Source organism: Streptococcus oralis (assembly GCF_001983955.1).
Lineage (GTDB): Bacteria > Bacillota > Bacilli > Lactobacillales > Streptococcaceae > Streptococcus > Streptococcus jiangnanensis.
The window spans coordinates 361606-375148 of the sequence record NZ_CP019562.1 but is presented as its reverse complement, the minus strand read 5'-3'; the positions used below and the strand labels follow the sequence as shown (position 1 = coordinate 375148).

The following is a 13543-nucleotide window of genomic DNA, read 5'->3' as shown; positions in this document are numbered from 1 at the left end:
TGTGATTGGGTTAGTATTTAAAATACTTTTTAGTCTCAGCAATGACGACTGGCGACAAGACCAAGAGGGCAATCAAGTTTGGCAGAGCCATCAAGGCGTTGACGATATCTGCGATAATCCAAACCATATCCAACTCGATAAATCCTCCCAACAAGACCATGACTACAAAGACTACACGGTAAAGCCAGATAAAACGAACACCAAAGAGAAACTCAAAACAGCGCTCTCCGTAGTAGTTCCATCCGAGGATCGTCGTAAAGGCAAAGAGCACAAGGAAGATGGTCAAAAGAGCAGGTCCAAAGTGTGAAAAAACTGTTGAAAAGGCTGACTGGGTCAAGGCAACTCCATTCAAATCACCACTCCAAACCCCAGTTACCAAGATTGTCAGACCTGTCAGAGTACAGATAATCAAAGTATCAATAAAGGTTCCTGTCATGGAAATCAAGCCTTGCTCGACAGGCTCATTAGTCTTAGCTGCAGCCGCTGCAATGGGAGCTGAACCAAGACCAGATTCGTTAGAAAAGACTCCTCGCGCCACACCATTCTGGATAGCCATCCGAATACTGGCACCTGCAAAACCACCTACCGCGGCTACTGGGCTAAAGGCTGAAGTAAAGATCAGTACAAGTGTGGCTGGGATTTTCTCGATATTAAAGAGAATAACTGTAAGAGTTCCTAAAATATAGACAATAGCCATAAAAGGAACCACTGCTGTCGAAACTTTTGATATGGATTTGAGGCCACCAAAGACGGCAATCCCTACAAAAACAGATAAAACGAGAGCTGTGATAGCTGGATTAATTTGAGCTGTATTTTGGATAGATTCTGTAATTGAATTGACTTGGGTAAAGGTACCAATCCCTAGAAGGGCTACCAATACACCCGCTAGGGCAAAGAAGATAGCAAGTGGACGCCACTTTTCTCCCATCCCCAAAAGGATGTAATGCATGGGTCCTCCAGCTACAGCTCCATTTGCATCCTTAGTACGGTATTTGATGGCCAGCAAGCCTTCGGCATATTTGGTCGCCATCCCAAAGAAGGCCGCCATCCACATCCAAAAGAGGGCCCCTGGTCCTCCAACCTTAATGGCTGTCGCTACCCCGATGATATTTCCCGTACCAACTGTGGCTGCTAGAGCCGTACAGAGAGCAGCAAAGCTCGACACATCGCCGTGCCCCTTGTCCTTGGTAAAGATCAACTGAAAGGCCTTTGGGAGACGAGCTATCTGCAAAAGGCCCAGTCGGATGGTCAAATAGATACCCGTTCCGACCAATAAGATCAAGAGGGGAGGCCCCCAAACGAAAGCATCAAGCGCTTTTAGCAATTCTAACATATCCTTCTCCTATCTTTCAACCCCAAAAGAAAGAGCACATGCAAGATACATGTACTCTGGAATGCTTAGATAAATGCCAAAAAGCGGTCTATCCTAGCTCTGTCCTTTTACCTGAGAGTTTGAGCAGTTGCCTGCCTTGCCCCTTCGGTGCCTTTACGGTCTCTCCAGAGTTCCGTCCATTTACAGTCATGGAAAACAAACCTTTCTCCACTTCTATTAAACTTCATTCGGTGTTGGTATTTAATTTTTTATTATTCTACAAGAAAAGTTAGCTTTTGTCAATATATTCTATGAAAATTTTTGACTTTTCACTTCTTTTTTCAGAAAGAGCGAATCCTTCTTCTCTCTATCCTTTAAAGGTCACAATAGTTGCACCACTGCCTCCAGCATTTTGTGGAGCATAGCCGAAACTCTTGACATGCTTGTTTCTTTGTAGGTATTTAGTGACGCCCTCACGGATGACTCCTGTTCCGATACCATGGATAATGTCTACCTGAGCCATATTATTAAGCAGGGCTTGGTCAATAAAGGCGTCCAGCTCATTCATGGCTTCTTCGTACCGTTTGCCTCGGAGATCCAGTCTGGCTTGTGGACCACGTCCAGATGTACGTTTGACGACATTGACTTGTTTTTTCTTGACTGGGGCTTCTTGCTGAGCCTGAACAAGGTCAAATTCTTTCTCTTCCAAGGTCATCTTGATCAAACCAACTTGGGCTTCCCAACGGCCGTCCTTGAGCTGCTTGGTCAAGGTTCCACGTTGTCCATAACTGAGAACCACTATATCATCTCCCACCTTCGGAGCTCGTTTTTTCTTAGCCTTTTGAAGGACCTTGTTTTTAGATAAGTCGACTTTTTCAGGAGCTAGTTTTTTCAGCTCTGCCTTGGCTTCAATGATTTCGTGGGGTTTGAGTTGAGACTTACTGTGGAGGTTCTTAAGAATCTGGTCACTCTCACTTAGAGCGAGTTCCACAATCTCGGCTGCTTGTTCACGCGCCTTGTTGAGCTCAGTTTCCTTTTCACGATTGAGTTCGTTGTAGAGTTTTTTGAGTGCTCGGTTCATCTTGAGGTTTTCTTGCTCGACCTCACGGATATTGTCCAAGCGTTTGCGACTTTCAAGCGTTTGCTCTTCCAATTGTTCAATGATGCGGTTGACATCATTGTCTTGGTTGACCTGCTGGCTGGCATCCCCGACAATGACATCTGACAAGCCTAGGCGTTTGGCAATTTCAAAGGCATTGCTTCGGCCAGGAACTCCCTGCATAAAGCGATAGGTCGGACGCAGACTGGCAGTATCAAACTCCATGCTGGCATTTTGCACAAAGGCTGTCTCGATACCGTAGGCCTTGAGTTCTGGATAGTGGGTTGTCGCCATGGTCTTAACCTGACGCAGACGAAGATCCTCCAAAATAGCCATAGCAAGGGCAGCACCTTCCTGCGGATCGGTACCTGCGCCAAGCTCATCTAGTAATAAAAGAGAGTCTTGGTTGACCTTGCCAAGAATATCTACGATATTGGTCATGTGGCTCGAGAAGGTAGACAAGCTTTGCTCGATAGACTGCTCATCCCCAATATCTGCGAAGATTTCTTCGAAAATACCAACACGGCTCCCCTTATCAGCTAAAATGGGCAAGCCTGACTGGGCCATGAGTTGAGTCAAACCCAAGGTTTTGAGCATGATGGTCTTCCCACCTGTATTGGGACCTGTAATGACAATGGCCGTTAATTCCTTACCAAAGTGTACATCGTTTGCCACTGCATTTTTGACCAAAGGATGGCGAACATGAAGGAGTTGAAGCTCTTGGTTCTCTGAAAGTTGAGGAACGACCGCTTGCATTTCTTGAATAAAACGCACCTTGGCACGAATCAAGTCTAGATGGCCGATAATCCAAGCGTCATTAGCAATCTCTGCAGCATGAGGACGAACGCGTTCTGAGAGTTCCTGCAGGATGCGAATCATCTCATAGCGTTCGTCAGCTCGCAGACTAGCGATTTCTTCGCTCAGCTTGACCACCTCACGTGGCTCGATGTAGACCGTGTTTCCACTGGCAGAGATGTCATGGACAACACCTGCAATCTTATTGCGATAGGTGTTCTTTACTGGTAAAACTTGACGGCCATTTCTGCTAGCGATTATTCCTTCCGTCAACATCTGCGCTTTTTGCTTGAGCAAGTCTTGCAAGACATCTCGAACTTGACTCTCGCTATCATGGATTTTCCGACGGATGCGTGCTAGCTCTTCACTGGCGAAATTTTCGATAAATCCTGCATCATTTAGAGCTTGGAGACTTCCTTGCAAGTGTGGAAACTCATGCAGTTTTTCAAACCATCTCGCCAACTGTTCCAAGCGTACATTTTCAAGATTGGCATAAAAACTTTGCAACTCTCTGCTAGCAAGCAAGACCCGTTTGAGGAGCAGGAACTCCTCAATATTGAGGTCCGCTCCCATCTCCAGACGCTTACAAACCGCTGATATCTCACGCGTCGCTAGGATGGTAAAGTGAGGTTGCTCCACAAATAGAGCTTGCATTTCCTCCATCTCTGTAAAGGCTTGATTGATCTTATCCACCTTGGCAGTTGGAGCCAAGCCTTTTAGCTCCTCTAATCCTTGCTCAGTCAGGAGATGAGGTTCAAACAAGGCCTTGATTTTATTAAATTCTAAGGTTTCTAGTATTTTTGTATTCATATTTTTTCCTTGTATGCTGGTTTACAAGATTATAGCAACTAGAGGTTTTGACCTAGTCGTCCAATCTGTAAACAAAGGGCTAGAAAAAATCCCGCCCTTTTTATCCGATTAAATTTGTCACCCAAAGTTGTTTGATAAGGTTTGTCGTAAAAGGGACACTTTGGATGATATGTTTGGCTACTATACTTTTTTCGAGTGAATTTTGAATGACTGCCAGAGGCACTGTTGCAAGGATGGTCAAAGCCATTTGCAAGACAAATAAGGTTACCAATAGAGACAAAAGGCCTGATCCGATACGCAACCATTTGACATCAAGCTTTTTAGTTGGAATCAAGTGCAGGAACAAACCGATAAAACGTCCGATAGTGTAGCAAATCCCAAAAACTAAAAGGTAGGCTAGGCCCGCATAAAAGACCTTGTCTAGGTGAAACAGCTGGTCTGAAGGGAAGAAAAAGGTGCCCTGTCCTTCCTGAGGATTGGCATAAGGGACAAGCAAGTGAAAGTGGTCACCCAGTGATTTATAAAACTGTCCCGCAACAAAGGCTGAAATCACTGCCACGAGGAAATAATAAACTTGCAGGACCAAACCTCTACGGTAGCCGATGTAAAAGCCCCAAGCCAGAACCAATAAGAGTAGGATTGAAATCATAGGGAATCCTCAATCTTGCTCTGTTCTTGTTTGACAGCAATTAACTTGTGGCGGAGTTCTAACAACTCTTGCTCCTTGTCATCAAATTCAATTTCACGATTGAGCTGTGTAGAAAGACAGTTGACCGCCAAAAGAAGCGCAATGGTCTCATCATCCGCCCCAGGCATTTGTTCTTTAATTGCTTGGTATTTTTCAGTCGCAACCTTGGCAATTTCCTCCATAAAGAGGTTGTCATGCTCGGTTGTCAAGGTTAATGTCTTTTTCCCGAATGTAAACTTATATCGATTTAGATTTGCCATAAAATTCACCTCACGATATTATACCAAATTTCGCTAACTTTGTCAGTTTTTACCAATTCTCCTACTTTTGTGGTACAATAGAGACTATGGCAAGTATCACACTCACACCAAGTGAACAGGAAATTCAGAGCTTTTTAAGTCAGTATCAGAAGGCTCTCAGTCCTAGTAAAAATCCCTATATCCGCTATTTTTTGCGCTTTCCTCAGGCAACGGTTTCCATCTATACTTCTGGAAAAGTCCTCCTGCAGGGCGAAGCTGCTGAGCAATACGCTAGTTTCTTTGGTTATCAAGTTCAACAAGAAAACAGTGGTCAAGATTTTCCTATGATTGGGACCGATGAGGTGGGAAATGGTTCCTACTTTGGTGGGTTGGCTGTCGTGGCTTCCTTCGTAACACCTGACCAGCATGACTTCTTGCGAAAACTGGGTGTGGGGGATTCTAAGACTCTGACAGACCAAAAGATTCGTCAGATTGCCCCAATCCTCAAGGAAAAAATCCAGCACCAAGCGCTCCTCCTTTCACCTAGCAAGTATAATGAAGTTATCGGTGAGCGTTACAATGCTGTTTCTGTAAAGGTTGCCCTTCACAATCAGGCTATCTTTCTTCTCCTTCAAAAAGGAGTCCAGCCAGAAAAAATCGTGATTGACGCTTTTACAAGTCCTAAAAACTATAACAAGTACTTGGCGCAAGAAGCTAACCGTTTTCCAAACAAAATTAGCTTAGAAGAAAAAGCCGAGGGAAAATACCTGGCTGTTGCAGTTAGCTCCATCATCGCTCGTGACCTCTTCCTCGAAAACTTGGAAAATCTTGGACGAGAACTAGGCTATCAACTGCCAAGCGGCGCTGGAACTGCATCTGATAAGGTTGCTAGCAAAATCCTTCAAGCCTATGGCATGAAAGGACTTCGTTTCTGTGCCAAACTGCATTTTAAAAACACTGAAAAAGCCAAAACACTTCTAGAAAGGTAAATTATGAATTCGTTTAAAACATTTCTAAAAGAATGGGGAGTTTTCTTCCTCATTATCGCACTGGTCGGTCTTAGCCGTATCTTTCTTTGGAGCAATGTCCGTGTAGAAGGACACTCTATGGACCCTACCCTAGCCGACGGAGAAGTTCTCTTCGTTGTTAAACATCTCCCAATTGACCGCTTCGACATCGTGGTTGCGCATGAGGAAGACGGAAATAAAGACATTGTCAAAAGGGTTATCGGCATGCCTGGTGATACCATCCGCTACGAAAATGACAAACTCTTTATCAACGGTGAAGAAACGAATGAACCTTACCTAGCTGAGTACCTCAACTTGTTCAAAACAGAAAAGTTGCAGAACACCTATACTGGCAAAGGATTTGAAGGCAATAAGGGAGTTTACTTTAGAGAACTTGCTCAAAAAGCACAAGCCTTTACGGTTGATGTCAATTCCAACACCAGCTTCAGCTTTACTGTCCCTCAAGGTGAGTACCTTCTCCTTGGTGACGATCGTCTAGTCTCTAGCGACAGCCGCCACGTTGGTACCTTCAAGGCCAGCGATATAAAAGGTGAAGCAAAATTCCGTTTCTGGCCACTTAACCGTATCGGAACTTTTTAAGATAAGGAAGAGGCCGAGAATGCTAAGTCTCAGTCTCTTTTTCTATTGTGAGAATAAACCTTTTAGTCATCTAGTTTTTTCAAAGTTGCTAAGAGACCAATTCTCACGAACTCATGTAAAGGAAACCTATGGAAGTTTATTTTTCAGGCACCATTGAACGGATTATTTTTGAAAATCCCAGTAATTTTTATCGCATTCTCCTCCTAGATATCGAAGATACCAATGCGGAGGACTTTGACGATTTTGAAATCATTGTTACAGGAACTATGGCGGACGTGATTGAGGGTGAAGACTACACTTTTTGGGGACAAATCGTTCAGCACTCCAAGTATGGGGAACAGCTACAGATCAGTCGTTATGAGCGGGCAAAACCCACTAGTAAGGGTCTAGTCAAGTACTTTTCTAGTAGCCATTTCAAGGGAATTGGTCTCAAAACGGCCCAAAAAATCGTTGATAGCTATGGTGACAATACCATTGATGAAATTCTGGAACATCCTGAAAAGCTAGAAGGTATCTCAGGACTCTCTGCCAAAAACCGTGAGGCTTTTGTTTCCACTCTTCGTCTTAACTACGGAACGGAGATGGTCTTAGCTAAACTAGCTAACTACGGCATTCCCAATAAACTAGCTTTTCAGATTCAAGACTTTTACAAGGAAGAAACGCTGGATATTGTCGAAAACTACCCCTACCAACTGGTCGAAGATATCAAGGGTTTGGGCTTTACCATTGCTGACCAATTGGCTGCAGAACTAGGCATCGAAAGTCAAGCTCCTGAACGCTTCCGTGCTGGTCTTGTTCATAGTCTTTTTCAGGGATGTATGGATACGGGCGATACCTATATGGAAGCCCGAGATTTGCTGGAACAAACCCTGACTCTTCTCGAATCTTCCCGTCCCGTGGAACTCGATCCCAGCCAAGTCGCTCAGGAATTATCTCATCTGATCGAAGAAGATAAGGTTCAGCAGATTGATACTAAAATCTTTGATAACAGCCTCTTTTTCGCTGAGGAAGGCATTCGCAGTCACTTGGTTAGTATCCTTGAAAAAGGAAAACAGAAGAGCCAAGATCTAGAAACCATTCACAAGCATATCGCTACTGTCGAGCAAGAACTGGGGATTCAGTACGATAGCATCCAAAAACAGGCTATCTGCGACGCTATCCAGAACAAGGTCTTTATCCTAACAGGTGGACCTGGTACTGGTAAGACGACTGTTATCAATGGGATTATCGCTGTTTATGCCCTTTTAGAAGGACTTGATCTCAGGAAAAAAAGCAATCTGCCGATCCTTCTAGCAGCTCCAACTGGTCGAGCGGCTCGGCGCATGAATGAATTAACAGGTTTGCCTAGCGCGACCATACACCGTCATTTGGGGATGACAGGAGACGATGATACCAGTCATCTGGAAGATTATCTGGATGCCGATTTTATCATTGTAGATGAGTTTTCCATGGTGGACACTTGGCTAGCCAACCAACTTTTCTCCAACATCTCTTCTAACAGTAAAATTCTCATCGTAGGTGATAGCGACCAGTTACCTTCTGTTAGTCCCGGACAAGTCCTGGCTGACCTGCTCCAGATACCCCTGATTCCTCAGACTCGCTTGGAACGAATTTACCGTCAGAGCGAAGAATCAACTATCGTTACCTTGGCGAGTCAGATTCGACAAGGCATCTTGCCAGCCGACTTTACCCAGAAAAAGGCAGACCGTTCCTACTTTGAAATCGCTAGTGGCCATATCCCAGCTACCATTGAGAAAATCCTCGGCGCTGCCCTCAGAAGTGGCATTCCGGCTCGTGATATTCAGGTGCTAGCGCCTATGTATCGAGGAACTGCTGGTATTGACGCCATCAACCAACTCATGCAAGACCTGCTCAATCCTCAGCAAAAGGGGCAAGTTAGCTTTGAAGCAACTCAGTGTCACTATCGAACAGGAGACAAGGTTATCCACCTAGTCAACGACGCTGAAGTCAATGTCTTTAACGGAGATCTAGGCTACATCACAGACCTGATTCCTGGAAAATATACCGAGTCCAAACAAGACGAGATTGTCATTGATTTTGATGGCAATGAAGTCGTCTACCCACGTAATGAATGGTACAAAATTCGACTAGCCTATGCCATGAGTATTCATAAGTCTCAGGGAAGCGAGTTTCCTGTTGTCATCCTGCCCATCACCAGTGCTAGCAAGCGCATGCTGGAGCGAAATCTCATCTACACAGCCATTACACGGGCCAAGAGCAAGCTCATCCTTCTTGGTGAATTACAGGCCTTTGACTATGCAGTCAAGCATATCGGGACTGCCCGCAAGACCTATCTGATTGAGCGTTTCAGTGATTTAATTGAAACTAATATTGAAGAAAGTAAACAAGCCTTCTCTGAAACTGCCACATCAAGTGACTCTGAACAATCCTACATCCTCACCGAGGAAAACTGGTCTAGCATCCCAGCCATGATCGGGATTACAGATGCAGACCTCAAAGAGATTTTTGGCAAATAGTGCAACAGAAAGCCCACCTAGTCAGGTGGGCTTTTTCTCTTTTAAGATTATTTTACTGTTGCAGTGCTTGTGATTAATTCAACAGCTTTTTTGATAGTGATATCGTGTTTCAACATGTCAGCTGAAAGCAAGTTTTGTACTTGTGCAACTTCCATATTGTAGTCTGCTGCCAATTGCTCGATTTCTTTTTGGATTTCTTCTTCTGAAGCGTCAAATCCTTCAGCTTTGGCAACTGCTTCGATAACAAGGTTAGTCTTCGTACGTGACTCAGCTTCTGCTTCGTATTGTTTGTGAAGGTCTTCTTGAGTAGTTCCTGTGATTTGGAAGTACATGTCAGGGTTGATCCCTTGACGTTGCAAGTTTCCGAGGAATTCATTTACTGAGCGGTGAACTTCTTCATGGATCATTTCTTCTGGAAGTTCTACGATTTCAGCGTTTTCTACAGCTTTATCGATTGCTGCGCCTTCAACGGCATCTTTGTATGCTTCTTCTTTCGCAGCAGTCAATTCTTTGCGGTATTTTTCTTTCAATTCGTCAAGAGTTTCCACTTCTTCGTCGATATCTTTTGCAAGTTCATCGTCAAGAGCTGGAACTTCTTTAGCTTTTACTTCGTGGATAGTTGTTACGAATTTAGCTTCTTTACCTGCAAGGTCTTCAGCTTGGTAGTCTTCTGGGAATGTTACGATAACATCAACAGTTTCACCAGCTGAGTGTCCAACCAATTGGTCTTCAAAACCAGGGATAAATTGACCTGATCCAAGTCCAAGTGAGAAGTTTTCACCTTTTCCACCGTCAAATTCAACACCGTCGATAGAACCAACGAAGTCAATAACAACAGTGTCGCCATTTTCAGCAGCGCCTTCTTTGATAACCAATTCAGCCAAGTTGTTGCGTTCGCGTTCGATACGTTCTTCAACGTCAGCGTCTGTCACTTCTTTTTCTACATCCACTGATACTTCAAGGTTTTTGTAGTCACCCAATTTTACTTCAGGTTTTGTCACGACTTCAGCTGTGATAACCCAGTCTTGACCTTTTTCCATTGAAGTCACGTCAATTTTTGGTTGCGCAACAACTTCAAGACCAGCTTCTTTTACTGCAGCTTCATAAGCGTTTGGCAAAAGTGCGTTCATTGCATCTTGATAAAGAGCTTCTTCACCAAATTTTTGGTCGAAGATAGGGCGTGGAAGGTGACCTTTACGGAAACCAGGAACGTTAAGAGTTTTCTTTACTGAGTTAAATACACGGTCCAATTCTGGTTTGATTTGGTCTTGAGAGATTGTGAAAGTCAAGACACCACGGTTTGTTTCTTTGTTTTCAAATGATACAGACATTCTGTCATTTCTCCTTAAAATTTTTAATACAGTCCATTATACCATATGATAGCGACTTTTTTCAAGTAATGAATGCGCTTTTCAATAGTGCTAGAGGTACTTGCTCGCTTCCTTGATACTAAGTTCAGCCATTCGTTTCTTATTTTTCTCAATATAAAGTGCTACCCATTCGGGATTGGTTTTAGAGTAGTCTCTTAGGGCCCAGCCGATAGCTTTGTTGATGAAAAATTCTGTCTGATCCAGATTGTTGACCAGGATCTTTTCCATCAGTTGGACATTTGTTTTTTCTTTTCTTAACAACTGGTGGTCAATAGCGACTCGCCTCAACCAGATATTGTCTGATAGGCTCCATTTTAAAATCACTTCTTCAAGTTCCGGATGGTTAGCCACTAAACTTCCTACTACTCGATCTAGGATATCTACCTTGTCCCACCAGGACTTGGTCACGACCAGACGCTCAAGTTTAGGCAAATCGTCCTTCGTTAGATAAGACTGCATGGCTTTCAAATAGTTGGCAGCCACATATTGGTATTCTCTAGGTTCCTTTTCCCAGCAAGTGTCTACAAAATCCCAATCGATCATCTTTGTTTTTTTCGCGCTTGGAAAATACTTTTTATAGAGGGCGTTTCTTTCAGGACCTGCAATACCTAAAAAGGGAAATTGATGGCGCATATAGGCTTCCATTGGGCCTGCTTTCTCAGGGTCTTTTGCTGCTTCTAGCTCCACAAGTAAATCTTCAAGACTCATCTAAAAGTCCTCCTGCCCGACCAAGTGGTGCTGAAAGGCATAGACCGCAGCCTGGGTGCGATCACTGACCTCAAGTTTGGCTAGGATGTTGGACACATGGGTCTTGACCGTCTTGAGAGAGATAAAGAGTTCATCTGCAATCCGCTGATTTTCGTAGCCCTTGGCGATGAGTTGAAGTACGTCTCGCTCACGCGCAGTCAGCTCCTCATGAAGCTCCATATGATTACGGTGGTATTCAACCTTCTTGCTGACCTCTTGTTCAATGGCCAGCTCGCCAGCAGCCACCTTGCGGACGGCATGAAGCAGTTCGTCTGCACTAGAAGTCTTGAGCATATAACCTTTGGCACCCGCATTCAAGACCGGCATAATTTTTTCATTGTCCAAGTAAGAAGTTATAATCAAAATCTTGGCTTCAGGCCATTCTTTCAGGATGGCTAAGGTCGCGTCAATCCCATTCATCTCAGGCATGACGATATCCATGACAATGACATCTGGACGCAATTCCAAGGCCAACTCAATACCTTGAGATCCGTTGGCAGCCTCGCCCACAACTTCCACATCGTCTTGGAGATCAAAATAGCTTTTCAAGCCCAATCGGACCATTTCATGGTCATCTACCAGTAAAATTTTCATCTCTACTCCTTTATGATTCCTTATCTAGCAGGGGAATACGGATATCAACCGCCAGTCCTTGCTTTGGAGCTGTCAAAAGTTGAACCGTTCCTGCCATATCTTCGACTCGCTCCTTGATATTTCGCAGTCCATAACTCAAGTCGTCTAAACTCCCCAACTGGAAACCAATCCCATTATCCACCACCTTCAGCTGCACTTCAACATCTGTCTGATAGAGGTAGACATCTAGACAAGAGGCCTGGGCATGGCGAAGGGTATTGCTGATCAACTCCTGCAAAATACGGAAGATATGTTCTTCAATCTTCTTGGGCAATTTAGACACATTTTGCTTGAGACTAACCTTGAGATCACTCTTGTCCTCAAGCTCTTTTAAGAGGATTTGAATCCCCTCAACCAAACTCTTCTCTTCCAACTCAACAGGTCGCAAATGTAGGAGCAAGACCCGCAAATCTTTCTGGGCTGTTTCAAGGATAGCTGCGACACTTTGCAACTGGGTCTGCATCTTTTCTCTATCCAGCTTCAAAGCCTGCTGGCTGACACCTGATAAAATCATATGGGCCGCAAACAACTCCTGACTAACTGTATCGTGAAGGTCACGTGCTATCCGCTTTCGTTCTTTCTCGATGATTGCTTCTTCCTTGACCAGGCTTTGATTTTCAGCCTTTTGAACAGCTTCTGTCAAGAGATTGAGCTTGCCAGACAAGGACTTAAAACTGGCGTCCAAGTCTGGATCTGCAAAGGCAACCACCTCTTTTCCTGCTAGCAGTCGCTTGAGATTGACTTGCATTTTTCTGCGAGAAATTTCTTCCATCACGCGCCAAAAGAGGACAAAAAAGAAGGTCATGGAAAGGCTAAAGACCAAGATCAAGAAGATGAGTTTCTCTGTTTTCTCGATATCCTGTAGCAAATAGGACCAGCCTAATTCAAAAATATCAAGTAAACTATTAGTCAAAAAGAGGATAAAGAGGAAAGAAGTCAGGCCGATTAACAGATAGGATTGCTTTTTCATCCTCTGACCACCTCCACATCACCAACCATAGTAGTTAGGAAAATCTTGACGCTCTTGTTACTCTTGAGATAGTCTCTGGTTTCCTGATGATAGTGTTCATTTCGAAGGGCTCGCTTAGGTTGATGGAGGAAAGTAAGATCTCCATAAAGACAGTTAACACTGAGGCTGATTTCCACATCTACAGGTACGATAATCCTAGTCGTTCCGATCATCTTTCTAAGGATAATGACATTGTCATGATTGGTTAGGATAACTCTTTCTAGATGAATGGTGTCCTTACCCATGAGGCGAAAGAGGTTGATATCGTCAAATTGACATGTCTGGTGACTAGAGAAATGATGGAGATTGCCAAACCAAGGATTGCGTTCATTTTTAACCGTTACCACCTCTTCAAAGACCAAATCCGTATCCTCTCTTTCTTGATTCATCATCGGATAGAGAAGAAAAAGACTATAGATAACTGCTACAAAGATGGCTAAAATCACAAAGGGATTGAGCATGACGATGAAAAAGAAAAGAATGGTCGCCACAAGGAGGAAAACGTTGTTGCCCTCTTTACCTGTATAATAACGAAGCAAAAGCAAAAAGAGGAATAGAATCAGCAAAAAACGCGAAAAATGCTCTGATACCATCAAAATCAGAGCTCCCGTCAACAGACAGGCTTCAATAAATAAAAAGATTTGAAATTTTTTCATAGATGCATCCTCTCCCTTCTATTTTATCACAATTCAAAAAAGTCACCTCGGTCTGAGGATGGAAAAAGGAGATAGGACAG

The 13543-nt window shown here is 43.8% G+C and carries 12 protein-coding genes and 1 riboswitch; of the genes, 3 read left to right on the top strand and 9 right to left on the bottom strand.

Annotated elements, in window-relative coordinates:
* Positions 1 to 10: 10 nt before the first annotated feature.
* From BWR56_RS01750 to zapA, 4 genes are all read right to left on the bottom strand, one after another.
* Positions 11 to 1333 (bottom strand): alanine/glycine:cation symporter family protein, encoded by a 1323-nt coding sequence (locus BWR56_RS01750; protein WP_076984335.1) that lies wholly within the window; start codon positions 1331 to 1333, stop codon positions 11 to 13.
* 89 nt (positions 1334 to 1422) lie between these two features.
* Positions 1423 to 1511: riboswitch (glycine riboswitch) on the bottom strand.
* Between the two features lie 168 nt (positions 1512 to 1679).
* The gene (locus BWR56_RS01745) at positions 1680 to 4016 is read right to left on the bottom strand and encodes an endonuclease MutS2 (RefSeq protein ID WP_076984334.1); all 2337 of its coding nucleotides are present in this window, start codon (positions 4014 to 4016) and stop codon (positions 1680 to 1682) included.
* A 100-nt stretch (positions 4017 to 4116) separates the two neighbouring features.
* Positions 4117 to 4665 (bottom strand): CvpA family protein, encoded by a 549-nt coding sequence (locus BWR56_RS01740; protein ID WP_000623539.1) that lies wholly within the window; start codon positions 4663 to 4665, stop codon positions 4117 to 4119.
* Positions 4662 to 4964 carry a cell division protein ZapA gene (gene zapA / locus BWR56_RS01735; protein ID WP_000002028.1) on the bottom strand — a complete coding sequence of 101 codons (303 nt, stop codon included), beginning with the start codon at positions 4962 to 4964 and terminating at the stop codon, positions 4662 to 4664. The genes BWR56_RS01740 and zapA overlap by 4 nt, the downstream gene beginning before the upstream one ends.
* An 86-nt stretch (positions 4965 to 5050) precedes the next feature.
* On the opposite strand from zapA, the gene rnhC reads away from it, so the two are divergent.
* The 3 genes from rnhC to recD2 all read left to right on the top strand — a co-directional run bounded on the left by rnhC (position 5051) and on the right by recD2 (position 9048).
* Entirely contained in the window at positions 5051 to 5932 is an 882-nt protein-coding gene (gene rnhC / locus BWR56_RS01730) for a ribonuclease HIII (RefSeq protein WP_049504837.1), read from the top strand.
* 3 nt (positions 5933 to 5935) lie between these two features.
* Complete coding sequence (gene lepB / locus BWR56_RS01725; protein ID WP_001083992.1) at positions 5936 to 6550, top strand: signal peptidase I; 615 nt, start codon at positions 5936 to 5938, stop codon at positions 6548 to 6550.
* 128 nt (positions 6551 to 6678) lie between these two features.
* A complete protein-coding gene (gene recD2 / locus BWR56_RS01720; RefSeq protein WP_049504839.1) occupies positions 6679 to 9048 on the top strand; it encodes an SF1B family DNA helicase RecD2 in 2370 nt (789 codons plus the stop codon).
* 47 nt (positions 9049 to 9095) lie between these two features.
* On the opposite strand, the gene tig is transcribed toward recD2, so the two are convergent.
* The 5 genes from tig to liaF form a co-directional block, all read right to left on the bottom strand.
* Complete coding sequence (gene tig / locus BWR56_RS01715) at positions 9096 to 10379, bottom strand: trigger factor (protein ID WP_000116504.1); 1284 nt, start codon at positions 10377 to 10379, stop codon at positions 9096 to 9098.
* Positions 10380 to 10469: 90 nt separating this feature from the next.
* Positions 10470 to 11126, bottom strand: a complete 657-nt coding sequence (locus BWR56_RS01710; RefSeq protein WP_049504841.1) for a DNA alkylation repair protein — start codon at positions 11124 to 11126, stop codon at positions 10470 to 10472.
* On the bottom strand, positions 11127 to 11759 hold the full coding sequence (locus tag BWR56_RS01705) for a response regulator transcription factor (RefSeq protein WP_049504843.1): 633 nt from the start codon (positions 11757 to 11759) through the stop codon (positions 11127 to 11129).
* A gap of 10 nt (positions 11760 to 11769) precedes the next feature.
* Positions 11770 to 12768 (bottom strand): envelope stress sensor histidine kinase LiaS, encoded by a 999-nt coding sequence (locus BWR56_RS01700; protein WP_049504845.1) that lies wholly within the window; start codon positions 12766 to 12768, stop codon positions 11770 to 11772.
* Entirely contained in the window at positions 12765 to 13463 is a 699-nt protein-coding gene (liaF, locus tag BWR56_RS01695) for a cell wall-active antibiotics response protein LiaF (protein WP_076984333.1), read from the bottom strand. Before liaF ends, BWR56_RS01700 begins: the two co-directional genes overlap by 4 nt.
* Between the last annotated feature and the right edge of the window lie 80 nt (positions 13464 to 13543).